At 49.9% G+C, this 26,268-nt stretch carries 29 protein-coding genes; 9 read left to right on the forward strand and 20 right to left on the reverse strand.

Annotated features, from left to right (window positions below):
* Nucleotides 1-2: 2 nt before the first annotated feature.
* Nucleotides 3-2,489 carry a sigma factor-like helix-turn-helix DNA-binding protein gene (locus tag AC2IBB_RS18925; RefSeq protein ID WP_486328314.1) on the reverse strand — a complete coding sequence of 829 codons (2,487 nt, stop codon included), beginning with the start codon at nucleotides 2,487-2,489 and terminating at the stop codon, nucleotides 3-5.
* A gap of 1 nt (nucleotide 2,490) precedes the next feature.
* Nucleotides 2,491-4,689 carry a DEAD/DEAH box helicase family protein gene (locus AC2IBB_RS18930; RefSeq protein ID WP_486328316.1) on the reverse strand — a complete coding sequence of 733 codons (2,199 nt, stop codon included), beginning with the start codon at nucleotides 4,687-4,689 and terminating at the stop codon, nucleotides 2,491-2,493.
* A gap of 375 nt (nucleotides 4,690-5,064) precedes the next feature.
* Here AC2IBB_RS18930 and AC2IBB_RS18935 point away from each other — a divergent pair, with 375 nt between their 5' ends.
* On the forward strand, nucleotides 5,065-5,367 hold the full coding sequence (locus tag AC2IBB_RS18935; RefSeq protein WP_486328317.1) for a hypothetical protein: 303 nt from the start codon (nucleotides 5,065-5,067) through the stop codon (nucleotides 5,365-5,367).
* Between the two features lie 340 nt (nucleotides 5,368-5,707).
* On the opposite strand, the gene AC2IBB_RS18940 is transcribed toward AC2IBB_RS18935, so the two are convergent.
* Nucleotides 5,708-5,938, reverse strand: a complete 231-nt coding sequence (locus AC2IBB_RS18940) for a hypothetical protein (protein WP_486328318.1) — start codon at nucleotides 5,936-5,938, stop codon at nucleotides 5,708-5,710.
* A gap of 39 nt (nucleotides 5,939-5,977) precedes the next feature.
* Nucleotides 5,978-6,577 (reverse strand): hypothetical protein, encoded by a 600-nt coding sequence (locus tag AC2IBB_RS18945; RefSeq protein WP_486328319.1) that lies wholly within the window; start codon nucleotides 6,575-6,577, stop codon nucleotides 5,978-5,980.
* A 172-nt stretch (nucleotides 6,578-6,749) separates the two neighbouring features.
* Between AC2IBB_RS18945 and AC2IBB_RS18950 the strand changes: the two genes are divergently transcribed.
* Nucleotides 6,750-7,211 carry a Fur family transcriptional regulator gene (locus AC2IBB_RS18950; RefSeq protein WP_486328320.1) on the forward strand — a complete coding sequence of 154 codons (462 nt, stop codon included), beginning with the start codon at nucleotides 6,750-6,752 and terminating at the stop codon, nucleotides 7,209-7,211.
* A 51-nt stretch (nucleotides 7,212-7,262) separates the two neighbouring features.
* Here the strand turns inward: AC2IBB_RS18950 and AC2IBB_RS18955 are convergent, their stop codons facing one another.
* The 5 genes from AC2IBB_RS18955 to AC2IBB_RS18975 form a co-directional block, all read right to left on the reverse strand.
* Nucleotides 7,263-8,039: a metal ABC transporter permease gene (locus AC2IBB_RS18955; protein ID WP_486328321.1), complete on the reverse strand. Its 777-nt coding sequence runs from the start codon at nucleotides 8,037-8,039 to the stop codon at nucleotides 7,263-7,265.
* Nucleotides 8,029-8,958, reverse strand: a complete 930-nt coding sequence (locus AC2IBB_RS18960) for a metal ABC transporter substrate-binding protein (RefSeq protein ID WP_486328322.1) — start codon at nucleotides 8,956-8,958, stop codon at nucleotides 8,029-8,031. The genes AC2IBB_RS18955 and AC2IBB_RS18960 overlap by 11 nt, the downstream gene beginning before the upstream one ends.
* The gene (locus AC2IBB_RS18965; RefSeq protein ID WP_486328323.1) at nucleotides 8,948-10,111 is read right to left on the reverse strand and encodes a hypothetical protein; all 1,164 of its coding nucleotides are present in this window, start codon (nucleotides 10,109-10,111) and stop codon (nucleotides 8,948-8,950) included. The genes AC2IBB_RS18960 and AC2IBB_RS18965 overlap by 11 nt, the downstream gene beginning before the upstream one ends.
* Nucleotides 10,104-11,405 (reverse strand): hypothetical protein, encoded by a 1,302-nt coding sequence (locus AC2IBB_RS18970; protein WP_486328324.1) that lies wholly within the window; start codon nucleotides 11,403-11,405, stop codon nucleotides 10,104-10,106. Before AC2IBB_RS18970 ends, AC2IBB_RS18965 begins: the two co-directional genes overlap by 8 nt.
* Before the next feature lie 139 nt (nucleotides 11,406-11,544).
* Complete coding sequence (locus tag AC2IBB_RS18975; protein ID WP_486328325.1) at nucleotides 11,545-12,492, reverse strand: zinc ABC transporter substrate-binding protein; 948 nt, start codon at nucleotides 12,490-12,492, stop codon at nucleotides 11,545-11,547.
* Nucleotides 12,493-12,697: 205 nt separating this feature from the next.
* Between AC2IBB_RS18975 and AC2IBB_RS18980 the strand changes: the two genes are divergently transcribed.
* Together AC2IBB_RS18980 and AC2IBB_RS18985 are read left to right on the forward strand one after the other, a co-directional pair.
* Nucleotides 12,698-13,432: an ATP-binding cassette domain-containing protein gene (locus AC2IBB_RS18980; protein WP_486328326.1), complete on the forward strand. Its 735-nt coding sequence runs from the start codon at nucleotides 12,698-12,700 to the stop codon at nucleotides 13,430-13,432.
* Nucleotides 13,422-14,246 (forward strand): metal ABC transporter permease, encoded by an 825-nt coding sequence (locus AC2IBB_RS18985; RefSeq protein ID WP_486328327.1) that lies wholly within the window; start codon nucleotides 13,422-13,424, stop codon nucleotides 14,244-14,246. Before AC2IBB_RS18980 ends, AC2IBB_RS18985 begins: the two co-directional genes overlap by 11 nt.
* Before the next feature lie 52 nt (nucleotides 14,247-14,298).
* Here the strand turns inward: AC2IBB_RS18985 and AC2IBB_RS18990 are convergent, their stop codons facing one another.
* The 7 genes from AC2IBB_RS18990 to AC2IBB_RS19020 all read right to left on the reverse strand — a co-directional run bounded on the left by AC2IBB_RS18990 (nucleotide 14,299) and on the right by AC2IBB_RS19020 (nucleotide 18,906).
* Nucleotides 14,299-14,829, reverse strand: coding sequence for a GNAT family N-acetyltransferase (locus tag AC2IBB_RS18990; protein ID WP_486328328.1), 531 nt, complete (start codon nucleotides 14,827-14,829; stop codon nucleotides 14,299-14,301).
* Nucleotides 14,830-15,016: 187 nt separating this feature from the next.
* Entirely contained in the window at nucleotides 15,017-15,622 is a 606-nt protein-coding gene (locus tag AC2IBB_RS18995; RefSeq protein ID WP_486328329.1) for a YdeI/OmpD-associated family protein, read from the reverse strand.
* A gap of 109 nt (nucleotides 15,623-15,731) precedes the next feature.
* Nucleotides 15,732-16,376, reverse strand: coding sequence for a hypothetical protein (locus AC2IBB_RS19000; RefSeq protein ID WP_486328330.1), 645 nt, complete (start codon nucleotides 16,374-16,376; stop codon nucleotides 15,732-15,734).
* Nucleotides 16,377-16,449: 73 nt separating this feature from the next.
* Complete coding sequence (locus AC2IBB_RS19005; protein WP_486328331.1) at nucleotides 16,450-16,860, reverse strand: DUF4279 domain-containing protein; 411 nt, start codon at nucleotides 16,858-16,860, stop codon at nucleotides 16,450-16,452.
* Between the two features lie 254 nt (nucleotides 16,861-17,114).
* Nucleotides 17,115-17,636 (reverse strand): hypothetical protein, encoded by a 522-nt coding sequence (locus AC2IBB_RS19010; protein ID WP_486328332.1) that lies wholly within the window; start codon nucleotides 17,634-17,636, stop codon nucleotides 17,115-17,117.
* 124 nt (nucleotides 17,637-17,760) lie between these two features.
* Complete coding sequence (locus tag AC2IBB_RS19015) at nucleotides 17,761-18,288, reverse strand: anthrone oxygenase family protein (protein WP_486328333.1); 528 nt, start codon at nucleotides 18,286-18,288, stop codon at nucleotides 17,761-17,763.
* A gap of 135 nt (nucleotides 18,289-18,423) precedes the next feature.
* Nucleotides 18,424-18,906, reverse strand: a complete 483-nt coding sequence (locus tag AC2IBB_RS19020; protein WP_486328334.1) for a DUF6714 family protein — start codon at nucleotides 18,904-18,906, stop codon at nucleotides 18,424-18,426.
* 914 nt (nucleotides 18,907-19,820) lie between these two features.
* Here AC2IBB_RS19020 and AC2IBB_RS19025 point away from each other — a divergent pair.
* The 3 genes from AC2IBB_RS19025 to AC2IBB_RS19035 are packed head-to-tail and all read left to right on the forward strand — an operon-like array spanning nucleotide 19,821 to nucleotide 21,355.
* The gene (locus AC2IBB_RS19025; RefSeq protein ID WP_486328335.1) at nucleotides 19,821-20,348 is read left to right on the forward strand and encodes a DUF2867 domain-containing protein; all 528 of its coding nucleotides are present in this window, start codon (nucleotides 19,821-19,823) and stop codon (nucleotides 20,346-20,348) included.
* 2 nt (nucleotides 20,349-20,350) lie between these two features.
* Nucleotides 20,351-20,944 carry a TetR/AcrR family transcriptional regulator gene (locus AC2IBB_RS19030; RefSeq protein ID WP_486328336.1) on the forward strand — a complete coding sequence of 198 codons (594 nt, stop codon included), beginning with the start codon at nucleotides 20,351-20,353 and terminating at the stop codon, nucleotides 20,942-20,944.
* A gap of 6 nt (nucleotides 20,945-20,950) precedes the next feature.
* Nucleotides 20,951-21,355 (forward strand): hypothetical protein, encoded by a 405-nt coding sequence (locus AC2IBB_RS19035; protein WP_486328337.1) that lies wholly within the window; start codon nucleotides 20,951-20,953, stop codon nucleotides 21,353-21,355.
* 6 nt (nucleotides 21,356-21,361) lie between these two features.
* On the opposite strand, the gene AC2IBB_RS19040 is transcribed toward AC2IBB_RS19035, so the two are convergent.
* Nucleotides 21,362-22,135, reverse strand: a complete 774-nt coding sequence (locus AC2IBB_RS19040) for an AraC family transcriptional regulator (protein WP_486328338.1) — start codon at nucleotides 22,133-22,135, stop codon at nucleotides 21,362-21,364.
* A 95-nt stretch (nucleotides 22,136-22,230) separates the two neighbouring features.
* Between AC2IBB_RS19040 and AC2IBB_RS19045 the strand changes: the two genes are divergently transcribed.
* The gene (locus tag AC2IBB_RS19045) at nucleotides 22,231-23,388 is read left to right on the forward strand and encodes a multidrug effflux MFS transporter (protein ID WP_486328339.1); all 1,158 of its coding nucleotides are present in this window, start codon (nucleotides 22,231-22,233) and stop codon (nucleotides 23,386-23,388) included.
* Between the two features lie 65 nt (nucleotides 23,389-23,453).
* Here the strand turns inward: AC2IBB_RS19045 and AC2IBB_RS19050 are convergent, their stop codons facing one another.
* From AC2IBB_RS19050 to AC2IBB_RS19060, 3 genes are all read right to left on the reverse strand, one after another.
* Nucleotides 23,454-23,696 carry a hypothetical protein gene (locus AC2IBB_RS19050; RefSeq protein ID WP_216738750.1) on the reverse strand — a complete coding sequence of 81 codons (243 nt, stop codon included), beginning with the start codon at nucleotides 23,694-23,696 and terminating at the stop codon, nucleotides 23,454-23,456.
* Between the two features lie 40 nt (nucleotides 23,697-23,736).
* Nucleotides 23,737-24,504, reverse strand: coding sequence for a substrate-binding periplasmic protein (locus AC2IBB_RS19055; RefSeq protein ID WP_486328340.1), 768 nt, complete (start codon nucleotides 24,502-24,504; stop codon nucleotides 23,737-23,739).
* A 277-nt stretch (nucleotides 24,505-24,781) separates the two neighbouring features.
* On the reverse strand, nucleotides 24,782-25,012 hold the full coding sequence (locus tag AC2IBB_RS19060; RefSeq protein ID WP_486328341.1) for a hypothetical protein: 231 nt from the start codon (nucleotides 25,010-25,012) through the stop codon (nucleotides 24,782-24,784).
* A 186-nt stretch (nucleotides 25,013-25,198) separates the two neighbouring features.
* On the opposite strand from AC2IBB_RS19060, the gene AC2IBB_RS19065 reads away from it, so the two are divergent.
* Nucleotides 25,199-26,263, forward strand: a complete 1,065-nt coding sequence (locus tag AC2IBB_RS19065) for a substrate-binding domain-containing protein (RefSeq protein WP_486328342.1) — start codon at nucleotides 25,199-25,201, stop codon at nucleotides 26,261-26,263.
* Nucleotides 26,264-26,268 lie beyond the last annotated feature (5 nt).

Below are 26,268 nucleotides of genomic sequence, written 5' to 3' on the forward strand. Positions count from 1 at the left end.
TTTTAATCCAGGGTCTCAGGCGAATTTCGCCAATTAGCGAGCGCAATGGTAGCAGACTCTCTTGTAATGGCAATATGCTCTTGAAGTAGCTCAATATTCTCATTTACCGGCAAGTCTAAACGGCACACACACTGTATTGCTGACTTTAAATTTTTAAATGGGATTTCATTAATAGAATATAAGCTATGCTTCCTGTACCACCCTTTCCCCCTGGCATAAAGGCGTGCAATGGATGCATAAAAATACTTTGAATAGCTTTGTGAAAATCGTCTATTAAGCTCTTCTTTTAAGATAGACGGTTCTACGGGTCTTTCGTGCCAGAGCAATACTTCACCGATCGCAGACACATACTCGTCTATTAAAATGCTTCTATATGCTATACTAGGCGTGGTGTAGAGCATTCTATCCACTTGAACAACTTTTCCTTCGTCAATCAAAACATCTAGATAAAAAGCCGCGTGATTACTGCTTTTGCTTTTAAGTAAGTTGGCAATAGCCGCTTTTGTTAGAGGTTTCTCACTTCGATTCATCGCTTCAATGATTACATCTTTTTGTGTGATATTTTTAAAACCCTTTTCCAACCCTACAGAATCGGATTGCGAACGACCATCAAAGTAAAAGCCATAATCCTCGCCAAAATGCTTTACAAAATGCCTAATCACAAAATAGTCATGTGCTTGTAAATTTTTGGAAGCTCGATAGCATTCCATCAAATGAAAAACGTCTCTATGATCTGACTCAGCATACTCCATTAGTTCGATAAACACATCATCTAGAGATATTGATTCTGCCTCAATAAACCTTGTGTGCTTATATACCCCCTTTCCAGACAAGTATATGTGATCCGGCAGTTTAAAGGCCTCACTATCCAAACGATCCTCGTAAATGGTGGTTCTAGAATAGCCGTTACCATTTACTAACTTAGCGACATCGAACCAGGGAAGACCTCTTTCATGATTAAATAAAACACACGCACTGGCTTCAGCTTTCCCAAGCTGTCTTGGCCAAACATTCTCACCCTCGATAAGTAAGGCGCCACGTTGTGCCAAGTATTGAATAGCATTATCAATAGTTCCAATCTCGACAAGGCTGAGTTGGGAAATGTACTCCCTAATATCATCAATATGAATTGGCGCACCATTTTCCGCAAAAAAGATATTCAATATAGATTTATCTAATTCAGGGTACACATATTCATAAAGGTTGCTCTTTCCACAAACAAAACCTAAAAAATCATAAAAATCCTTTTCAGTTGCAAAACATGAAAAAATATCTTTGAACTTATCACTAAAATTCTGGGATAACTCAGGTTCAATAAGCTGCCACATGGCCTCCGAACTAATACGCAGATGCTGAACAAAACCATTGTTTATCTTGGATTCTTTTTGACGAATCCTTTCTCTTGTGACATTAAAGTTAGAGGCAATTTCTTCTAAAGTTTGCTTTTTTTCTACAAATCCCCAGCGTTTTTGAGCAATTTCGGCTTCATCCTCTTCAATCCTGTCAAAGTATTTATCAATATCCTCTAACAAAACCTCTTCTATCTTTTCGAGCGGTATTTTATTAAGTTTTTTTGGTACAATTAACGAGGACTCAAGATCTTGATAGTCAACCTTTCCTGTTAAAACTAACTCAACTTCCTTTTTAACCACTTCTCGAAAATCAATCAAACTATCTACTAATTTCGCACCAAAACCTGGCAACGAAAGCAACACGTTCCTATCAAACTTAAGAACATCATCCAAACTTTCTGCTAGATTCTCAGCGCAAATATGACGTGCGTACTTTTCTAACGCTTTAGTAAATTTGGAGTCTACCCCCCCTAAGCTTAGCCTCATATTACTGGTATCTACTTTGGCGAAATCAATTTTAATATCAGAAGACAAAGCTTTATCAAGCTCAATGTCGACATCCGACGTAGTGCTGACTAACAATTTAAGCTCTTGAAAAATATCAACATAAGATGATCCAACACCAGGAAGACACGCCACATCAAAAACATTTAAATCTACAAGATCCCCCAAGGTTTCGCCTAGACAAAAGGATGTATGAGACAAGCTAATATTTCTTAACCTTTTAACTAGTTTCGAAAATCTATTGGGTAACACTAATTCATCAAGTCTTGTCGACAGAGACGGAAGCCGTATTAGCTCAAAATCCGAATTGTATTCGCCTTCGACTTCGGATTCATTCATATTATAACTACTATCAGCCACACGGTCAGTTTCCAGGCAGCTAGCATTCACAGGGGCATCATTACAGGCCTCTTCGTTAGGCAGTAGTTCCACTCTAAACAACCTAAGCAAGTCAGCAAAGTAAACGTTTCTTTTTAACAGCATGAAATCATCCATGCTCATATCTTCTATCATCTCCCACAAATCTTCTTTCCCTAGCATTTTTTCTTCATTTTCAAATACAATGGATTTAATTAGCTTTTTTGCAGCGTATTCCAACTTGAGATTCTGAATATGCAGATTAACAAGCTCCATTTCACTGAGAATCCTTTAGTTTTTTCAAAAATATAGAAATTGATCGATATTTTTTAATTATTTCATCTCTTTCAGTGTCCGATAGCTTCTTTAAGTCTGCACGAGATGTTATCGTTTTTTTGAACTTTTCTATTATCAAACAAGGCACTTCAATTTCAGAGTTTGAGCCATTATCTTTGCTATCGATAGAGATTAACGGAATGGTTTCTCGAACAATTCCCTCTATATCAGGGATCAATGTCTTTATATCTCTCTCAACAAACTCATTTAGACTATTCAATGTAAAATGAACTGAAATCGCCCTAAAACTAGGTATTATTTTATGCTCTTCATAAAATTTACTTACATATTGAGTCAACTTCAAAATCATTGCTTGCTTGTCAAACTCATCATCAAATGCAGCAGTCAGATAGCTATAGTAAGAACCAAAATGAGTAGCTATTTGATCCGTGCCTACTCCTTCCAGAGCAGTCTCCACATTCGAAATATCTGGAATTGAGTCATTTAACTCTCTGTATCGCCGCAACTTCTCTAATAACAATTCACGACTATTGAGTACCAGCTTCATATTTTCAATCAACTCGAGAACTTTTGCTGCCTCTTCACTATATTTGACATCCAACGATCCATCATGGAAAACCGTATTGGCTTCTGCCTCATCCATATCTTCAATGAGGCTTTCTCTATCAACGGGTAATCTATCAATAGTCTTGGAAAGCTCTTTAACTTCATTAAGCCTTTCTAGAGATCCAACAAAATCTAATACATGAACATAGTCTTTATTAGGAGTTTTTCTTAATCCACGTCCTAGTTGTTGAAGCCAAATGGTCCTGGAGCCGGTATACCTCATAAAAATAAGCAAGTTAGTTTCTGGAATATCAATACCTTCATTAAATAAATCACATACCAATATATACTTAACATCTCCTTCTCTAAAACTTCTGATATTCTCTCTTCTTTCCTGATCTTGCATCTTCGAATGTACCAGTGTTGCCGATCCAAGTTGAAAAAAACCTATCAGGTGATTCATATGTCGGATATTTCTGCAAAATACTATTCCCTTAACTTTTTGTATTCCCTGCTCGTCAACAGTTTTTTGGATAATACGAACAACTTCCTGATCTTTTTTATGCAAGAATAGCTTTTTATCCAAATCAGAAATTGATAGCCCACTTTCTAATTGGTTAATTTTTTCTTGATCAAGGTCATCAAGAAGGACGAGATATTTTGGAAATGCAAGTTTTTTATGCTTTAATGCCCAAACCAAGTCAAATTTTCCAATATGCCCATCTGCACCTCCGAAAAAGGAGATTACATCCTTATTGTCCGCACGATATGGCGTCGCTGTTAAGCCAACTAAAAGTTTAGGTTTAAATAGAGAGACAACTTCAGAGTAAGTTCTTGCTGCTGTGTGGTGCGCCTCATCAACAATAATAAAATCATATGAATTATTGGAAAGTTCACTTAACTGCCCATATAACGTATCAAATGATGCAAACACAAAATCTGTATCCTCAGGCCTCGTTCCAGAAAAGCAGGCTGAAAAGCTATAATTTCCAATACCCAATACGTTTTTAAAGGCAGTAACCGATTGAAGCAATATCTCCACTTGATGAGCTAGGAAGAGAACTTTTTGTCGTTTACTTTCCCCTTGAATTAATCTCTTTAGAAGATGCGCAACAGTGTAGGTTTTCCCTAGACCTGTAGCCATTTCAATCAAGAGCTTCGTTGTCCCTGCGCTATATTTTGATAAAGCTTCATCTATAACATCTTGTTGATACTTCCTTGGTTTAATATCCCTACCAATCTCTGAGTGCTTAATCACCCAAAGGTTCTGCAACTCATCTCGATCAATGAGCTCCACACCTAGCCGCAACGCTCGAGCTTTAACTTCCGAAGTGAAGTATGAGTTGGTAACCAACACCTTGTTAGATACATTTGCTAACGAGGCACCAGTAACAAGTTGATTTAAGGCTTTTACATCTACAGTAGCGCTCAAGCTTCGTTGTTTAACTTCAATAGCAAATTTCCGCTTTCCCTTGTAAGCAAAGATATCTACACCGCCATCACCATGCTTGAATTCTCTACCGGCTCTTGTGATTTCAGCATCTGACCAACCAGATGCAACGAACAAGTCTCTAACAAAAATCTCGAAGTCTGTAGGTGTTAGCTCGTCAATAGCTTTAAAGTCTTTTATCATGTCGATATCTTTTTAGTAGTCTTTGCCCTTTTAATCATATAACAAAATACAACGAAGTCTCTTAAATAAGAGCATCACAGCATTTGAGAGTTGAAATCCACGGCTTTCAGGAGCAGTGTCAGGCTACGCATTCTGCTAAATTCCATGCCGAAGCTGCTTCGCAGCCCCTCAATGTTCTCTCAGCGCTTCGGCAAACTTAATCAGATGAAGTGCGACGGTGTACTGATTTTGGGGTGTAACCGCCAAGGCTTGCTTGATGCGTCTGTATATCTCGTTTTTTTCACGCTTTAGCCTGAACAACTGTAGCTTCTATATAATTTAGCAAAATTCTATAGAAGCAGGAGCTTCACAAGGGCAAATCAGATATTTCGAATAATGTCTGAAAACGATGACAAGGCTGAGAGCCCCAGAAGAAGCCAGTCGCCTACGGCGAGCCATCCTCAGCAACCTTATGAAATCGAATACCATATTCCTATATCTGACGATCACGAGATAGCTATAATACTTAGTCCAGACGCATTAAACAGAGAGTTTAATAACCCTTCACATAATATTGCTGAGATCGCCAGGGAGTCGATAGACGAGTTCATGTCTTTTGTGAGCGTCAAGCTATCTCCTGAGTATCAAAAGCGGTTTGAAGAAGCAAAGCAGATAAAACAAGCTAATCCTTCGGAATAACCCTCAGCTCCCGGGTTCCACTTGCCCGGGGCTAAGTTTTTCTTATGAAATCAGCGAAATAACCTCCTAATCAGCATTGAGCCTACTCAAAGGCTCAATCAACAATAACTGCGAAGCAATTGCACGCGCAGCTGAACATAACGATCTTGGGCTTTTGGGGCGTCTTGCCTTTTCTGCGGGCTTGCGAGTTGGCGATATCGATCGTCCGTCGAATCTCGGAAATATTGTCCCGAGACAAACGTCGGCCGCGACCATGAACAGGACAACGCTCTCTTTCACCACTGCTGTCTTTTTTACCGGACATTTATCTACCTTTTTTCAGAAACCGTTTAGCGCCAGTTTAATAACCATACTTTTCCCGCCGAATTTTCTTCGCGTGTTTCTCATTGCCGCGTTTGTAGTTTCCGGTGAGTCTGGCCATCAGTTGCTGCATGCCTCCGAATGAGGCGCTGTCGGCTTCTTCGGCGAATTGGCGGGCTTTGTCGCCACGCAGGGTCGTGGCTTTCCTGCCGTGATGATAGATAGTGACTTCGTTGTCTTTGACAATATAAGTAAAGTTAAGGTCTTCCATTGTTATTCTTCTCTGTGTTGTCAGTAACCGATCAGCAAGCTAACTGCGTACTTTCACCAGCTTCACCAGTCTGGCGCTGAAAAGTTTGCCCCAGACTTTTTTGTATAGCAAAGCGGGGATCACGAGGATCAGGTGAATGATAATAGAGAGAAGCGCATACAGGACAAAAGGAATCATCTTCAACGCGATCCAGCCATCGCTGCAGCGGCAGTTAACAAACTCGCTGCGCAGTTGCGCGATGTCGTTCAGCTCGCCGTTATCAATGCGGCGACGCACTTTGGGGCAATACAGATTGCGGCTTTTACAACCCAGCAGATACGCCTTGAACACCCGTCGCGGACTGACCGCCAAGGCGGTGGAAATAGCGATCAGGTTCATGAACATCAGAATGGGATGCAGCATGCTGCCCGTCCCTAACTCCCAGGCACTGACCTCGCCTTCGCCGACTTGCGAAGCATCATAGCCGGTCATCACATGATGCAGATCGTGATACTTGATGTACTTGCGACGCGTCTCTACATTCGGCAAAGGAATCAGCAGACAGCCCACGAAGACTTCAACAAAAGCCGGCCGTTTACCGGTTTCGAGTTCAAAACCGCTTTCTTTGTAGAAGGCGTTCAAGGCTTGTTCGATATTCATAGAGTTCACAGACTGCGCCCACAGCGAAATAATTCAGACGGCAATGATATCGGTATGTTAATAATCAGGCGCATGAATCTTCAATCAAAAAGATGCGACTTTAGGTTACCATGGGCTGCTAATTGTTAATCGTCGGGCATCCGTCATCAAACTTCTGACCAAAGGTAAGGCCGTGCAACAGATTCAAACCATCCTTGAGCATGCTGAAAGGCATTGTCGGGACCATGGCGTGCGATTCACCACTAAGAGAAAGCAGGTGCTTTCCGGGTTACTTGCGTCTCAGAAAGCCTTGTCCGCTTACGAACTGGTGGACTTCTGCAAGTCCGAATACGGCGAAAGCATGCCCGCGATGTCCGTTTACAGAATTCTGGACTTCCTGCAGGAAGAGGGGCTGGCGCATAAACTGAATCTGGCCAACAAATACGTCGCCTGTTCTCACATAGCCTGCGACCACGCCCATGAAGCCCCTCAGTTTTTGATATGCAGCCAATGCCAAAAAGTGAAAGAAATCAGCATCAGCCAATCGACGGCTTCTGAGTTGAAAGCAAGCCTGAAGCTTGCGGGCTTCCATATGATCAGCCCGCAGCTGGAAATAAACTGCATCTGTGACAACTGTCTGGGGCAGTCTTCCTGACCGTGTTTTGGGCGTTTATCCGCTGGAGCCTGATCAAGGCCAGCGTTAGAATCAACGCCGACCATCCCTGGCTTTAAAAAAGCGCCGCACCAGCAGCAGCGCTAAAACGCCAACAACCAGATTGCATAACACAACCGAGGCTCCTACCGGGAAGTCGCCCCAGGCGGCCATTATCAGCCCCGTAACATGCCCCGCAATACAGGCAATAACGGCGGAAATAACTCCCCTCCCCCCTATGCGACACAAAAGCAAGGGCGTCGTTATCAGTGTCGCAAACACAACATAGACCCCCGCAACTTCCACGGAAACCGTAACAGCCAGGGCGAACAAAGGTAAAAACAGCCGTTGTCGCCATTCAGATGAAAAACGAAGCCACCCCACGACTAACAACGCGACAGGGGCAAGAACATAAAGCTGCGACGGTAGCGACCACAACAGGTCGCCATTCAGCGTCGCAGCCAGCGCCTGAGCGCCATGGGGGTCATGACTGACGCTGATGGTCGCAAGGCTGGCGCCCACCACGTACAAGACGCCAATCATGGCTTCCCGATAGGCGGCTCCGCGCTGCACAATCAGATGTACGACGCCGGACGCCAATAAGGCGAAAACAAGTCCGCTTCCAGAGAAGCCGGCGAGTGAGCCGCCCCACTCGCGACTCCACGCAAACCGCCCGCCCACCAGAACACCCAGCGCCGCCCACTGCGCTATGGCGATATCCGCAAACACGACGCCGCGTTGCAGGACCTTATCGCCCAGCGGCGCAAGCATTAAGGAGAGCAAAACGCTGGCGCACACTGGCGTCCAGATCCACATCCACTCAGGGTTCATCTGAATCAGAAACCCTGGTCGACGTTGGAGAGAATCTCGACAGACTGGTCAGCAAGTGAGTAATAAGCTCCGGCAAAGTGTCCGTCGTCTCATCGTCCGTCAGCGTAGTCGGCAAGATCAGCACCTTGAGCCCGGTCCTTTCCGCCAGCCATTGAGCTGGTTGTGGATCCTGGTAGGGGCTGATCAGAATGACGCTGGCTTCTTGCAAACGGGGATCGTTCAACACCTGATTCAAATGCGAAGGCGTCGGCGGCAGACCCGGTTTGGGCTCCAGATCAAGCACGGCCTCTATCCCTGCATAGCGCAACAGGTAGTCAAACCCGGAATGCTGCACAACAACCTTCATGCCTTTAAGATCATCCGCCAGCGCTCGCCATTGTTCTTGCGACTGCTTCCAGCGCATCTTCCACCTTGTATGCAGCGCACGCATAACCTTCGTGTCCTCAGCGGGCGCAACTTGCTCAATGCGATGAGCCAGCCTTTCCATAATCTCAGGCGCCGCATGGGGATTCAGGTGGAAATGAGGGTTCCCTTCCGGATGTACATCTCCCATGCTGCGATCGATATGATCATGCGGCTGGTGTAAATGCGCATGCGATGCGGCGTAAAAAAGCCCTTGGCGATTTTCTGCGATGTTATGATTCGCCGCCCGCTGAATCAATACCGGCAGCCAGCCCGTCTCCAGCGACGCCCCTGTGCAGACCGCCAGATCGCTGTTACGCATAGCGGCGATCAGGCTGGGCCGCGGCTCAATGTAATGGGGATCTTGCCAGGCGCTTGTCGCCACCGTGATTCTGGCGTCTGGAACCAGCGCGCGCGTCAGGTCCGCCCACTCCGGCTCACAGGCGAAAACGCGGAACTCCGCCCGCGCGCCGAACGAACATGCGAGCAATATGACAGTGAGAAGCCTAGAACTCATGCGCGCCATGCTCCCCGAAACTCATCACATACTGAAGCAGGATGGCGCTGTCTATATCGCTGAAGCCCTCCCCGGTCTGGCGCGTGTACTGCAGTCGAATCGTTGAGAAGTGCGAGTGTGAATAAGAAAGCATCACATCGCTCTCCCGCAGGGACTGACTGTGAAAGTGATCGCCATGAGGCTGGCGCAGGTCCACTTCGCCATAGCGCACACCGGTTGACCATTGCGGCGCAAATCGCCAGGCCGCCGCAACATACCAGCCTTCGTGAAAGTCATCCTCATCAGCGAAGTCATTGAGTTCGTCGACATAGAAGTACTCGGCGCTGAGTTCAACTTGCTGTTGCCGGTTGTTTCCCTGCGGCGCCCACTTCCAGACCAGATCCGCCGCATAAAGATCGCCGCCGTAATAGCTCAGACCATGGCTATGACCAGCATGATCATGCCCTTCATCGTGGGCATGGTCATGCTCCTCTTCCTGGATAGCCGGGGAGCGGTTCTTCATATACGACAATCCCGCCTGCCAGCTCTGGGACGCCGACAGGTCGCCCCCGAGTTTGGTGCTGAGGGTATACAGGCCAACGCCACTTTCCACATCCGAGATGGCGTCCCCCTGCAGCGCTTCCGCAGTGACTCGCCAATAGAGATCCGTCGGCAACGTCAGGTTCAGCTGCAGACCGTCATCAAAATAATGGCTTCCAAGCAGTGACCGGTATACGGCGGGGCGAGTGGAGAATTTATCGCTGTGAGTATGCTGGCTGTTAAGGTAGCCGATTGCGGAAAGGAAACGACCGGCCTTGACGTTAAGTCCATAACCCAGCCCCGTAGTCCGAAGATAGGCCTCTTCCAACTCCAGTTCGGTCTCGCCGTCATGACTTTCAATGACCGTCGTCAGACGCCCGATGAACAGATCATCAATCGGCGCGCCTAGAGAAAGCTCGTTGTGTCCGAGCGCGAAACCAGGCCCTCCATGACCCAGAGCTAAGGGATTATCAATGTACATGCCATCAAGCACGACGCTGATATCCGGGTTCAGCTCCTTGGCTTGCAGATTGGCGGAGCCGAGACAAACCGAAATCGCCAGATAAACAAACCCGCATGGCGCAACGGAGCGGCCGATTAATCGTTTCTTATTAAAGTCGAGCGGATTAGTCATGGCTATGGTCTTCATTATCTTCATGGCCAGCCAAACCCATCCAGCTCAAACCGGAAGGGGTAAAGTCGAGAGCGAAAGTCCGTCCCGAAAGCCCTGCTTCATAGTCCACTTCAACAATGCGTCGGTTCTCCACATCCAGAACGTAGAGCATGTGATTGACCGTGGAGGAAGCGACATATGCCGACTCGATGTTGGTGCTGGAGACAGAGAAAGACGTCGCAACGCCCCAGTCGCCTTCCGTCTCCCATAGATACAGTTTTTCGTTATCGCCGAGCACCCAGAAGAACTCGCCGTCTGGAGTAAAGTTCTGACTCAGCCCGCTGACGCCTTCATCCAACGTCAGTTCCTGATAGCTCACCGCGCCATTTTCGATCACTGTGGCGAACAGTTGCGAACCTGCGCTGGTCACCAGCGTCGCAACCTCTTTATGTCCATAGACCGTTCCGATTCGGCTGCCGTCAGCCAGGGATTCGGGGTTTCCATATTTGGTCGCGGGATAGTCGGCATTATGCAGATCAATCGCGAGAAGGCCGTCGGCGCATCCGAAAATCAGCACATCCTGGTTGTAACCTGCGCCATGCAGACGAGGACACTGAGTATCGTAACGCTCTTCAAACGTGGCCATACCATCAGCGATTGAGTAACGTTCGACTTCGGCCGGCAACGTTGTGTCGGTAATGCCGGAGTCACGATAGGTCACAAACAAATGACCATTGATGAGCTTCGCCACGCCGTGCATGTTATTTTCCCGGTTAAGCTCAAGCAGCACCTCTTCCGCAGCGACACTGGAGCCAGAGAAGGCGGTGACGCTGGCGACATTCATATCATCGCCGTCATTGAACACAATCGCGCTGGAATCTCCCATGACGTAATGGGTAGGCCTGACTCCGCTCAGGGTGAAGTCGAGCAAGCGGGGCGCTTCCGCGTAGTCGTGCATATGATCGCCGTGGTCTTCGGTATACAGCCCGCCATCAATAAAGGACACCTTATTATCGTCGCGCTGCAGAACAGCGGTGTAACGATCTCCCGGCAGCGGATAAAGTCTTGGCGCAGAGCCGCTTAAGGCAAAGCTTTCAAGCGTAGAGCCATCCTCCAGGTCCAATACTTTCAGGGCTTGAGCGTCGGCATCATAGATAGCCAGTCGCCCGGCGGCGTCGATATCCGTGTCCGTGTGCTCACCATCACTGCTCGACCCTCCCCCGCCACAAGCGCTGAGTAGCGATGACAAAACCAATAGCGTACCGGAGAGAACGGGCTTCCTCCTTGCGGGAGTGATCAGATGAAAGTGTTTCATGGTGGCTTTTCCTCTTAATTGTCCGAATGTTTTTTGGCTTTTTAGATGTGATACATCGTATCTTTAAATGCAAATTATCCTGCGCAATAGCACGGCGACAGGCCCCAGGAAACAAGGCCTGTCGTTGTTGGTAAACCGATTAGGTTCTACATTCGCTCAGGCTGGCGATCATGGAATTCAGCAATGCGGCGTAGTGGCCTTCCCCGGTATGGAAAGAGGCGCCTAACGGGTCCATGACGCCAATCGTTTGGATTGAGGTTTTCTCAAAAACGGCATACACCAGATCCGAGTTATACTGCGGTTCCGTAAAGGCGCAGGTCACTCCCCACTGCGCGACGGCGTCTCTTATTTCCGCGATACGCGCCGGACTGGGATCGGATGCGTCTCCCAATGAAATGGCGCCCGACGCTTCCAGCCCAAACCGTCGTTCAAAGTATTGGTAAGCATCGTGAAAGACGATGAACTTAATTCCTTTAAGCTTCTCCGCCTTCCGTTCGATGGCGACCATCAGGTCATTGAGTTTCGCCACAGCTGAGATGGCGTTGCGCTGATAGACAACCGCGTTTTCCGGGTCCTGTTCCGACAAGGCGCCGGCGATGTGCTTCACCCATTCTCTGGCGTTAACAGGGTCCAGCCAGGCATGGGGGTCATAGCCCTCATGGCCGTGATGACCGGCTTGTTCTTCGTGTTCATCGTCAGAGCGTCCATCATGATGTGCATCCGCCTCAAAGGTCGCCCCTTCGCGATACTCATATCTTGCTGTTCCCGCCAATTCCAGCATTTCGATTTGTCTCGCAGAACCGCCGATGCTATCCAGGGATTTTTCCAACCAGGGGGTCAGCCCTTCGCTGACCCAGAAAACCAGATCCGCCTCCGATAAGGCTTTAGCTTCGGAAGGACGCATCGAGTACTGATGAGGCGACGCGCCGGATTGAATCAGTAATGTAGGCGTAGCCACGCCTTTCATCACCTGAGTCACGAGAGAGTGCAGCGGCGCAATATCCACCGCCACCTTAGGCGGCGCGGCGAAAGTCCAGAATGGGAAGACAAGCAACGTCATTGCGCTGACTACAAAGAATTTACGCATGCAAAGGCTCCTGTGCGCCAAGGTTCGTTCCCGGAATCCGCCGTGAGCGGGATAGGAATAAGAATTGTTATGATATAACATATCGTATTTTAAAAGACGGCTTCGATCAATGGTTCTTTGCTTTTGTCGGCCGCTTACTGACACGGCAAACCACAAATGACAAACAGCGGATAATCGTATTCGCCTGATAACCTGGAGTTTTTAAATGCTGATTGGTTGCGCCTCACTAACGATTCAACTGGGCGAACGAACCATACTGAGAAACATCTCGATGGGGGTTGAGCCGGGTGAAATTGTCACGATCATAGGCCCCAACGGTTCAGGTAAAACTACATTACTGCGAGCCATGATCGGCGCGCTGGCGCCCCGCTCAGGTCGACTGATCAGAGCTCCTGGACTTACATTGGGATACGCGCCGCAGACGCTCCATATCGACGCCACCCTGCCGATGACGGTGCGACGTTTCATGAGCCTGCCCAAGCTCGGGACTGCGTCTGATATAGATGCCGCCCTCTCTCAGGCTGGTGTTCCTGGTTTGGAAAAACAGCAAATCATGTCTCTGTCCGGCGGGCAGTTGCAGCGGGTATTGCTCGCCAGAGCGCTACTGGGTCGTCCCCGCCTCTTGCTGCTGGATGAAGCGACACAGGGGCTGGACCCAAAGGGCGTGGCGGATTTCTATCGTCAAATTACCTCAGTGAGGAACGCATTAGGCTGCGCCATTATCATGGTCAGTCATGACCTCCACTTGGTAATGCGAAAGACTGACAGGGTCATTTGCCTCAACGGTCATATCTGTTGCGAAGGCAAACCGGACATCGTCAGCCGCTCTCCGGAGTATCTCGCGCTGTTCGGTATAGATAACAATGAAGAGGGGGCGATCACCCTTCATTCCCACGGTCGAGAGCACAGTCATCTTGGGAGTCTTAGCCGTGCTGGATGATTTTCTAGTAAGAGCGACGTTGGCGAGCCTGGGGGTGGCGATAGCGGCCGGACCATTGGGCTGTTTTATCGTCTGGCGACGGATGGCGTATTTTGGCGACGCCACGGCGCACGCAGCGGTGTTGGGCGTGGCTCTGTCGTTGACGCTATCCCTGCCCGTTTTCCCTGGCGTTCTAATGGTTTCATTATTGATGGCGATAACGGTATCGGCGCTCAGCGGGAAAAGCTTCGCCATGGATACGCTGCTGGGCGTCATGGCTCATGCCTCCCTGGCTTTTGGTCTGGTCGCCGTTTCTTTTTTGTCAGGCGTCAGAATCGACCTCATGTCTTATCTTTTCGGCGACATACTGGCCGTCGGCAAAACCGACTTAACGCTGATTTGGGTGGGCGCTATCGCCGTTATTACTTTGGTTTCCCTACGCTGGTCAGGCTTGCTGCTTTCCACGCTTAACCCGGATCTGGCCCTCGCCAGCGGATTCAATCCCAAACGGGAACAAATGATTCTCACCCTTGCGCTCGCCACTGTCGTCGCTGTTGCGATCAAAGTCGTTGGTGTATTGCTGATAGCCGCCATGCTTATCACGCCGGCGGCGACGGCCAGGCATTTCAGTCGCACCCCGGAGACAATGGCGGTCATGGCCGCGTTTATCGGCGGCCTCGCGAGCATAGGGGGACTCCGGGCCGCATTTGTTTTGGACACCCCAACAGGCCCAACAATCGTCTGTGTCGCCGCTTTATTATTTCTGGCGGGCGATGTGCTGCGACGAAGCGCTGGCGCTCTGACAGCAAGACAGCGAGCTTCCAGTAAAACCTGATGACTCACCTGCAGGTATATAGCTTCCTGTTATGTACCTGCAGTAAGTGGACTTATCCCCAGTAGCGCAAGAAATCCGCTTTTGTCAGTTCAAAGTATTTGCAGGCCACGCCTTCGAATTCGCTGTCGCGGATATACTTAAAGCCCAGTTTCTCCATCACCTTGATGGAAGCCTGATTATCGATATGGGCGATGGCCGTCAGCATATCCAGTTCGGGGTCTTCAAAGGCGTATTGAGCAAGCCTGATCGCCGCTTCGGTGGCGTAGCCTTTGCCCCAGGCTCTGCGCACCAGGCGCCAGCCCATTTCCAACTCGGGACCCACTGCGTCCATGGGTATATAGGAAACCCAGCCCAGCAGTTCATCCGGGTTATCTTTTGCGAAGATGGACCAATAGCCGCGACGCTCGCCGAAGTCGCCATTGATGCGCGAGAGAAGGAAATTAACGTGCGCCTCCGATCCGTCATAAACGCCTGGGATGTAACGAGTGACTTCCGGGTCTTTATCCATAGCGATACAGGCCTCTACATCCTGCAGTCCCCGCGGCCTGAGAATCAGCCTTTCTGTTTCAAATATCTGCGCCATGAACCCTTACTCCTTTTACACTTCAACTAACTATAGACATCGGCTTAATAATACAGATTTTTAAGCTTTACTCTATTGAATTGTGGGGAGATTTTGAGATTTCAGCCTTGGCCGCCGCACTATCTATCAGGCAGACAAATAGCTTCCTTCCATTTGTCTGCAACGACCGATTTAAAGCGTTCTCGCCTTAGCGGTCATTAAGTCCTTTGCCGTCCATAATCTGCTGCATGTGCTTGGCGACCCGCGAGGCGCGGGTTTTGGATTGTTTGGGTGCGGAAAAATGTAGGAGGTAGCCTCGCTGCCGTCCTGGCGTCAGGGCATTGAAAGCGTCTTTAAAGGCGGGGATTTCATCCAGTTTTTCCTGCAGCTCATCGGGAATGACGTAATCTTCTGTGGTCTTGAAATCCACTTTCAGGCCAGCGTCTTCGACCTCCACCGCCTCTTGAATATAGGCCTTGATGACGGCTTCCTTATCGGCGATATCCTGTACTGTAGTAAACGGAATTCGACGCGCGCTTTGCGTGTTTTCTCCCGGCTTTTGCAAGATGGACTGAGGATCTTTCAGCAAGGCGCCTTTAGGAAACAGCAAAGCGCAAAAGTCATTGAACCCCTGCAAGATAACAATGTTGTTTTGCTGAGAGGTATAACAGGGTTTGCCCCATTTCAACTCTTCGACCAGCTCACAATCGAGGGCCATGCGCCGCAGCAAAGCCAACTCCTCGCTCCAGCGCCCCGCCCTGTCCAGAAAGCTATCAACCTTGGGATTACCGCTTTGTTTAACGTTAAGACTCATGGAAACTCCTTGTTAGTTTTGAGGGAGAAGCCGCACGCTGACTGCGCCTCATCAGAGAGGCCGTCTTACTTCCTTCAGTCAACGCATTTTCGATACACAGACCCGACCGTTATTTTTCGTAGACTAATACATCCGCCGCCCCGGTATAACCCCTTTCGCGCCCCCAAACTTCCACCTTGGCGGCAAAATGGTTGAGAAGTCGCTTCGCCTCTTCCAGCCCGTCACAGAGAGACTGCCGGGAAATCCTGTAACTCAGGGGAGCGGGCATTTCGAAAGGCTCCATATCCTCAATACATTGAATCTCCACCTCGACAGAATCGGTAATCGCCTGGGGACAGGGATGCCCTTCCAGGCAAAAGGATTCCGAAAACGCCTCCGGTCTCGTAAGCGCTTCCCAAGAGGCTATATCGGCAAGCATTCCACAACACTGAGGGATCAATATCGGCGTGGCGCCTTCGACCAAAACCAGCCCACCAAATAATCCACAGGATTCCTGCAACGGAGTATCTCCGAGGTGCAGATCAATCGCTAAAGCGATATCCGTCTGCGTCAGACCGGCAACGGGATACCTCCGCGAACCAAGGGGAAATGAGCGTAGATCGCTAAAGCCCAGACGACGATTGAGCCGCCTCAGATAAGCATCCCATGCTTCCGGCTCCGCCTGCCAGGAACCAGTCGGCGCTGGCCCCTCCGCCTCTGTGACTTCCGCTGGATACAGAATTTCGATAACTGGAATGAGGGCGATTTTATTCATGATGTCATTCTGCAGTTAGGCGACACTAGAACTAAGGCGGAAAAGCAACGGTCCGTCTGCATGCTGACTCACCTCAATCTGGACGAATCACAATGACAGAGACACTAAACGGAACTTCCAGCGCCTGAAAGATAGTGAGACTCTGATACGGCACATCAAAACCTGCATGATCGCAATCAGAGCGATAACCGCAAAAAATATCCACTTGTAGCTTTTCCTTAAGCGCTTTTATGTTCTCAACATTAGCGCTAACTGTCGCCCATAATGAGTCCAGGTGTTCAGCAAGTGGTTTATGCTCATCAATCTCGGGCCTATAAATCCATACGTCCCGTTCAAACGGCTTACTTCGTGGTGAGCGTTTATCGCCTTTCTTATGTGAGTAAGTTGGCTTTACTCCTACAACCTTTGTGATTTCATCGAAATGATCAATATCTCCGATGATTCTCAATGAGACCATGTAGCAAAAATAATAATCTTCTTCCATAGCAGCTTTAAATTATTAGCAGTGAGGGGATTGTCGCCTTCGGGTATTGAATAAGGCTGGTGTCTTTGAGTCAACTCTCTGGGAGGCCCTTCGACAAGCTCAGGGCGAACGGTGGATGAGGGCATGACACAGTTGATAATTGACCATAGAAACCTTCCGTGATTTTCATGTGTCAAAACAGCAGATTCATCTCCGCTGAATGCCTTCAATCGGGAGAGAAGTTGTCGCCTAAGCTCGAAAAAATAAATGTACTCTTAAAGAGAAAGCACTTTACCCATAATTCTTACTTCTTTAACCGACTCCGCCGGTATATCGAAATGGAAGCGCTGCTTTCTGCCTGCTTTGCTGGGAATGGTCACGTCTATGGGGTTATCGCCCGCTCTGGCCAGATTGGTGGCATAACCATCAGCGTCAATGGCGATAATGTTTTCGGAATCTTTCAAATTGATAATGCGTACGGGGTTGTCGTTGGCATTCTTGAAACCGAGTTCGATATAGGAACCATTGTCCCCTTCTTTGTTGACGGACAGCAGTTCGACGCTCAGGTTCTTCTCCAGATCGGCGCCGTTATCAACGATGATCGCCCCATCCTGGCTTTGCCCTGTTTTTCTGCCCTCATCGACGCCTTCGTCCGCGCCTTCCAATAAATCCTTGCCAAATTTGACGATACCGGACACAACGGATTTGGTTGCGTCCGTGACTGTATTTTCTTTCGTTTCTTCCGCGTGTGAAAGCGAGCTCAGCGCCAATAAAGAGATAACCAGTAACTTTTTCATTCTTCTTCCAGGATTAGTAATAGCTCTAAAAAAATCATTCTATGTAACATTAAGTAAATTACCAGACCAAGACGCACGCATCCATAAGCATGGCTGTTCAAGCAACCCCTTAAACTGATCGATATTACGAGGACTTCGCCGCTGCGCCTTGATTGAAGGTTCTCATCACCAAGGCTGAAATGCAGAACAGGAACGGCAGAAAAGAGGTCGCCACACGTATAGCGTTGGCGTCATTCCAACTGTTTCGGGTCTCCATCCAGTCGGCAGGCAAACGGGTGGGAACCCAGGATTCGGTGTAGTAATTCAAGGGCAGATTCACTTGTCTGGTGAATATAATAACGCCCCCGATATAAGTGACCGCCGCCAGTACAATGAACCAGAACGAGAGCGTTTTTCGTTGCCTTAAATTCGCCAGCAATGCAATGATTGAAAACAGGCCGCCGCCAAAAAAGAAAGCAAAAAACATGGGGTGCCGGACATTTTGATTAAACAAAGACTGCATCCTCGCGTAGGTCTCGCCATCGACCTGCATCATCGCCAGATTCACATTGAAAGTGTAAGTCCAGAAGAACCCCGCCATCACGCCAAACACCAGCGTAGCCAGACCCAGAGTTCCGTTTTCAAGGAGGGTGAAGGGATGTTTGTTTTGCATTTGACGCCCTCAGTTAGGCTTGCTTGGCCATCTCTATTCAGCGCCTAAGATAGCGACAATTAGCTGGTGACGTCAAAGGCGGGGAGATGACAATGGCGTTACAAAATCACTTGCCTGACCAGTATTCCAAAGCCGCTATCCCCAGTACCGTTTCGCCCCAGCCATCTCCTGCTCATTCAAAGGATAAAGCTCGAAGTCATGCAGATACATAATGGCTTCAAAGATGGCTTTTCGCTGCGCATCATTAAATACCACAAAACCGTCTTGTCTATATTCTGCCGGATCAACCAAACAGGAAATCATGCTTTGAAAAATATCGCCATTCAGCGTTTGACGAACAGCAAGGCTGAGATAGGCAGGGATATGGAACCTGAAACCTTTCGGATCAAAAAAATGTATGCCGCCGATCCAACATAATTCTTGAATATCCGTAGAGCCCAGAAGCTTGCGCCAATCGTTCACTTCATCCTGATCTCTCGCTTTTGAACTCTTAGGTACGGTTCTGTAATGATCTATCTCTACGGTTTCACGCAGACTAATCCCGTCCTCAAGCGTTACATTAGAAAAGGCTGAGTTGATTCGTCTAAGCACGTTCTTTTTTCTTAATCTTTTTGACATCACTAAACAGTTCCTGGATGACTCCAGATAATCAAATACCTAGCCTCAGCCTTACTCTTTGCCAGTTCCTGGTTGCTTTGGGAAGAGAAGCAACCCTCCTAACGCCGACAGCGCCACCAGAGGACTCCAAAACCAAAAGAAGCTATGAGGGGAATAACTCTGAATCAGGATTAGAATCGCGACCGGGATTAATATGTGCAGCAACAAAAGAATTTTCTGAGTAAAAGCTGTAGCGCCCGCTCTCCTTACACTAACGATGAGCAAGACGGAAACTATTACCATAAACAGAGCAATAGAAGACGGCAGAAGCTCGGGTATAGCCACCGCAAATATTACAGTACTGACACCCAACATTAGTCCTGCGGAAAGAAAAGCACATATTTGATAGCCACTGATAGGTTTCACATCCATCCTCGTTTTCTCGCCTACAAATCCACAGCACAATACTCAAATTTCGAACGCCAATAGTGGGTGTTTTGGCCCCAGCTGGCGCGGATGATATTAGAATCGTCCAAATGTTGCATCCATGACCAGTACAGACGCTCTTTCACTTCATACGTGAAACGAATGACGGGCGCAAAACGATAGCGTTCAGAGGTCACTTCACTTGACCTTTATTTCTACTCCGTTCGCCCTGAGCCTGTCGAAGGGCTTTCCAGAGCGTTTGAAAGGAGCAGAGCTTCCCATCAACACTATCCGTTGAATATGGGCCAGTGTCTTTGCGTTAACTCTCTGGGAGGCCCTTCGACAGGCTCAGGGCGAACGGTGGATAGTGACAGGACATGGTTGATTCATCGCCCCAAATTATCCAGCCGTCACTCTCATCTTTATGTCACCCTCTTTACGCCACTGCTTTTTCGCAATATCATCCATACCATACCTCACGGTATGTTTTAAAAATTCAGGAGGACGCCATGTCAGGTTTTAAGCTTTTTCGCGTTTCCGCTTTACCGATTCCTACCGATGACTATCTCGGCCAACGCGCCGCTCGTCCCTATTTTCGCGACGCGCTTGCTGCGCCGGTCTCAAATAAGTCGTTAACGCCCGGACAATTGCAGAATGCTATTTTCACGGTGATGCCTCTGTGGGTGCAGGCGTTGATGGCGTTGCGCAATAGAATTGTCGGTGTGTTGGGGTTTGAAGTTGGGCGGACGTTTACGGATGATCGCAGTGTCTTCCCTCCCCGCGACCTCCAGGTTGGGGACGCCGTGGCGTTCATGCACGTTATCCATGCTGACGCCAGCGAAATCGTCAGCTTTACGGAAGATAAGCATATGCAGTTTTATCTGTCCGTCTCCAAACAAGGCGAACAGGTGGTGGTCTCCACACTGGTGAACCTGAAGACGCTCACGGGACGCCTGTATATGGCGATGATCAAGCCCTTTCACTGGCTGATCGCCCGGGTAGTCATTCATAACGCAGTCAAAGATGGACGCATCTAATCATGGTCAGCAAGAAAGTCAGAGCCCCGCTTCCCGCAAAATCCAAGCAGTTATCGAAAACCGATTGGCTGGAGTTTGCGCTTAAACAACTGGTGAACAAAGGCCCTGATAGCCTGAAGATCATGCCGTTGTGTGAGGCGTTGAAGGTCACCAAGGGCTCTTTCTATCACCACTTCGAGAATCGCCAAGACTTTAATGATGCATTGATGAGTCACTGGTACGAGCGCATGACCATGGAGTTTATCAAGCAGGCGGACGCCGCCGGCGCGCCTCTGGAGCGGCTGAAAAAACTCGATCAGGTCATCGCCGCACACAATATCGAAGCGGAAATGCATATCCGCGCCTGGGCGTTGAAAGACGCCCAGATCGCTGAACACCTGGTGAAGATCGACAACCAACGACAGCAATATCTTAAACAGTGTTATCTGGATCTGGGCGCCGAAGACAGCCTCGCCGGGGAACTCGCTCAAGTCGCCTACGGCCTGTTCCTCGGACTGCAACAAATTCATCCCAAGCCCGGTATTGAAACCGCATTACACTTGGCGGCGATGGTTAGCGGGAAGTTTGTCTCTACGATCGGATCGCAGGAGGGCTAAGCATCCATGGCGGACAAAAGCCTTGAAGCCAGACTTCGCGATATCGATTGGCTGCAATACTCCGGCCCCAACCTCTATGCGCCGAACAAACTGATTACGTCATTGCTTGCTCTCATCGAACTCCATGATCAAAACGCCTCAAAAGCAGTCGGCGAGACAGTATTGAACACGCTCGGGAATAACCATCAGGGCGTTTATTATCCTGCGGCGCTTGCCGCGCTGGACCTTCTAATCAGCATGGCGGAAGCCGCGGATCAGCCTGTCAGAATGCGCTGCGCACGCGCCCTATTGAATGACCTGTATTATTTCGAGCCGGAGCTGGGATATTACGACGGCTGTTCCAATGAGGAACTGAAACGCTTCGTATGCACAAAACTACAGCCCTACTCCGACGCAGAATTTTCCCGCTGATCGTTCTTATCCCCGCCGCACGTACTGATAGGGCGTCTGCCCGGTGTGTTGGCGGAAGAAGCTGATGAAAGCGCTGTCGCTGGAGAATTCCAGGGCATAGGCGACGTCGTTGACGCTCAGGCCTTCCGACAGTTTTTCGATGGATTTGAGCAGTCGCCACTGCTGGCGCCAGGACTGATAGGACATGCCCGTCTCTTTGTTGAAAAGTCGGGTGATGGTTTTACTACTGGCGCCGACTCGGTTGGCAAGCTGGTTCAAGGGGTCTGGCAGTGCGTCCGGGTGATTCAGACTCGCCAGCCAGCCGGACAGGCGTTTATCCCGCGGCAATGGCAGTTGCAGCGCTTCTGTTTTCGCCAGGCTGAGTTCTTCGCAAAACAACGCGCGCGTATTGCGCTGCTTCTCTTCGGAAATATCCCAGGGCCAGAACGCCATTCGTTCTATCAACTCACGCATGAGTCCGCTAACGCAAAAAATACTGATACGGCCGGGCAGCGGCCCATTGCGGGATAAGTCGAAATACAGCGAGCGATAAGCAACCACGTTGGTCATTCTGACGCAGTGCGGGGTGTTGGCGGGAATCCAGGCGGCGCGGGTCGGCGGCAGCACACAGTGCATAGTATCCAGCGTGATGTTCATGCATCCCTTAGGAGCGTACAACAACTGCGCTTTTTTATGGTGGTGCATGCCCGAATCATGGCTGCCCACCTCCGCCGCCACGCCGATGACAGCGTTATGCAGTTGGTCTGCGTCGAACTGGGCTTCTCCGTCTATTAGCGCCATCTGTCTCTATCTTGTGGTTTTATGATCCGGTTATGTTATTTGACCACAACTTCCGTCCCTAAAATAGCCGCCTTTATGTGCTCATTGGAGGAAGTATGACATCGCACAAACCGGCGACAGGACTGCTGTTCACCTTGTTGATGTTCCCACAGATTGCGGAAACCATTTATAGCCCGGCGCTGACGGATATCGCCCATCACTTCGCCACGCCCGAACACGCCGCGGCGCAGACGCTTTCCATTTACTTTATCGCCTTCGCCCTGGGAGTGGGATTCTGGGGCGGCATGGCTGATCGCATCGGCCGTCGCCCCGCCATGCTCTGCGGGCTGGGCCTGTATAGCCTCAGCGCTGCGGCGGCGCTGATCGTGGATCAGTTTGAAACGCTGTTGTTCGTGCGCGCCCTGAGCGCCTTTGGCGCGGCGGTCGGGTCAGTGGTGACGCAGACCATGTTACGCGACGCCTACCGTGGAACCGAGCTGGCGAAGATGTTCGCCGTCATGGGACTGGGTATGGCGATCAGTCCAGTGCTGGGATTTTTCGCCGGTGGATTATTAACGGCGTTCGGCGGCTATCTGAGCGTGTTTATCGGCTTATTCGTCATGTCGACTGCATTGCTGGGACTCAGCGCCAGACAATTGCCGGAAACCCGTCCGCCTATATTGAACGCGGTGGCATTGAAAACCCTGGCGTCACAGCTGGCGCGGGACGGGTACGTCTTGCGCCATATGGCCCTGGTGGCCCTGTTCAACCTCATGCTGTTTTCGTACTACTCCCTGGCTCCGTTTATATTCGAGTCACTGGGGTACACTTCGGTCGAATTCGGCTACAGCGGCGTCATCCTCGCCATCGGTTCGCTGGCGGGCAGCCTGCTGAATCAGGCGGGATTAAGGCGCGGCATGTCCCCGACGCAACTGATCCGCGCCGGCATAGGCATGGCGATGCTGGGCGGCCTGGGCGTCCTACTGACTCAACACAGCCTTTGGTTCCTGGCGCCGATGTCCTTGACCCTGATGAGCTACAGCATCGCTATCCCCAACATTCTCAGTCAGGCGCTGGTGCGTTATCGGGCGAACGCCGGCGCGGCGGGGGCGCTGTTTGGGTTGGCTTATTATCTGTTACTGGGTATTGGATTAATTGCTTCCGGATGGCTGCAAAACCTTGGCGCCGTACTCCTGAGCGCCGCCGCAGGCTGTCTGCTGCTATGTGCATGGGCGGCGACGCCCCAGACCGATATGGCGGAAAACAGTGTCTGAGGTCTCAGGCTTTAATGGCGGGCCAACACAAGGAGAGAATGCGCAAGCCGAGACTATTTCTGGGATTACCAGGAGTAGTCATATTGGAGGAATTCGCCGGTTTCCGGATCGACATATCTAAGAAAGCTGATATTGCGATCCGCCATTCTCTCGCTTTTCAAGCCGAGATCCCGGGCGCTGGTTTTGAACTCTTCCACCAGGTACGCTTGCTCGCCCCGCGTGACATTCCAGACGCTGTTCCCCTCTCTGATTTCATTGTCGAGCAATTGGTTCAGCTTGGCTGATCTGAATCTGAAGTCGCTATGCATTCTGTTTCCTCTTCACTTCTTTGCGGCTGGCGGGGTTATGTTATTGAATATCCGGCGGCACCGTCAGGTCATACTTGGCGACAATGGCGTCGAATTCGCCGCTCTCCTTCAGTCTTAGCAATTCCTTGTCGAAACGATCGCGCAAAGCCGTCAAATCTCGCGCCTTGGAAAAGGCGATAAAACTGGGCAGGCGCTCTACTTCCAGCGGCAATCGGGAGATATGCTTGTTGAAGCCGGTCTTCTTCAACTCCCAGTCCGCGACGTAAATGTTGCTGATCAGAATATCAATCCGACCCAGCATCAGTTTCTTGAAGTTCTGTTCGATATCTTCGACTCGCTGCACTCTCAGTTGATTGCGCATTTGATCAAACACCGCGCCATAGCTGATGGTGGAAACCACGCCGAATTGCTTGTCCTGCAGCGCGAGCAAGTCGCCATTGAAGTTTATGGGGGAGTCTTTCCGGGCGTACAACGCGATAACCTGGGGAATCAGCACCACGTTGGAGTAATCCAGAAACTGCTCTCGCTCCGGGGTTTTGTAGGCGGTGAATATAGCGTCCGCATCCCCTTTACGCACCCGGTCCAATGAGCGGCTCCAGGGATGCACGTCTATGCTCACCTGCAACCCTAACGCCGCCATAATACGATGCACCACCTCGACGGCGACGCCAGTAGGTTTACCGTCCTGCCCGGTAAACTCCAATGGGGGAAACTCCAAGGTGACAAAACGATACGCCCTCTCTTCAGCCCAGGCGCTTTGACAAGCGATCCCCCAGGCAAACAGAAACAACAGTATCGTTTTATACATGCAGCCGACATTCTCTAGAATTTTATTCGTTGATTAAGAGTAGCTTAGGGCGATAGCGCACTCAACCGATGGCGGATCATAACGCGCCGCAACATGGCCCGCAGCAAATAAAACCACACAAGATTGCGTAAACTTTTGTCCATTAGAGCGCCAATGGCGATTACGACCCCATCAGCCACTGGATATAGCTCACTCTATCCTTCGTTCTAACTATCTCAAGGTCTTCCAGATAGACATGGTGGTAGTCGCCGCTGGTGTGAATCATCTGGTTCGCTGATTAAGTATTGATTCGGAAGGCGGGGCCGTTTTGGATTCGGTTCCAACCCTGATCCAATGCAGTTTTGATGAGTTTCGCCACGTACGCAGGGGTGATGCTGAAGTAGCTCAGATCAGAGCCATAGATAATCTGCTCATACAACAATTGGCAAGGCGCTTCCGCCAGCTCGACATATACGTCCAACCAGCCGTCATTGCCGCTGCTTCTCCAGCGGTACGCTATGTTATCCACGATGATTATCCGTCGGCATCGCCATGTTATTGCTCCATCCACTCAACCTGATAAGACGCCCAGTATTGGGTATTACGCTCTATTTCATTCCAGTTCTTCGTAAATCCTCTGCTATATACTTAATCAAGAATACGTTTATCTTGGACAACCCTATACTTTGCAGTGAATCCGCAAATACGGACATCCATGCGCTTTTTGCTACCGACCATTATCTTACTGCTGACAACCTGCTGCGTTCAGGCGGAGAGTCACGTCGAAGACGCTTCCCTTCCGCTGTGGAGCGGCCCGACTACAGGGCCTGCTGCGCAGCGAGGCAAAAGCATCGTGTTTATTTCTCAGGATTCCAACAATGGCGGTATTTCCAGCCTGTATCGGCACTTTCAGTTTGCGGCCCAGCAACTGGGCTGGAAGCTGGAGTATATCGACAGCAAGAATAATGTGCCGAACGCCAAGTCAGCGGTGCTGCAGGCAGGCGGTTCGAAGGCGGACGCCATCGTACTGGGCGGCGTATCCCTCTCCAGCGTCCGCGACGAAGCGCGCATCGTCAAGCGGAGCGGAATCATCCTCGCCGGATGGCATGCAGCGGCGGAGCCCGGTCCAACCGATGAGCTGTTTACCAATATCGCCACCCCCTCGCAAGCTGTAGCGCAAATGGCCGCGGAATATGTAGTTAGCCGGAGTGAAGGAGAAGTTGGCGTGGTGATTTTCAACGACCCTCGCTTTGAAGTGGCCAACGCCAAAACCGAAAACATGCGCAAAATCATCTCTCGCTGCGACCGCTGCCGGGTGCTGTCCATAGAGAACATCAGTCTTGGCCAAACCGTGACGGAGATTCCCAAAGCTGTGGACAGGCTGGCGGCGGAGTTCGGAAGCGCATGGACCCACAGTCTGGCCATCAACGATCTCTATTTTGACTCCATTAATTTCCCGCTGCGCAAACACAATCGTACCGATATCCTCAATATCTCCGCTGGAGACGGTTCATTTCAAGCCCTGAACCGCATTCGCACCGGCTTGTCCACCCAGGTTGCAACCGTAGCGGAGCCAGCAGGTTTACAAGGCTGGCAACTGGCGGATGAGCTGAACAGGGCGTTCGCCGGAACGCCGCCCAGCGGTTACGTCTCCCAACCGCTGCTCATCACCTCCGAAAACATACAGAAAATGGACATTTATAACCTTGGCGGCGATATCCCTTACCGGCGCTGGTACGAGCAGATCTGGTTTAGCGAAGCGAGAAAGTCCTTTGACTGAGCCTG

This window comes from Hahella sp. NS-SX17, from assembly GCF_057367735.1.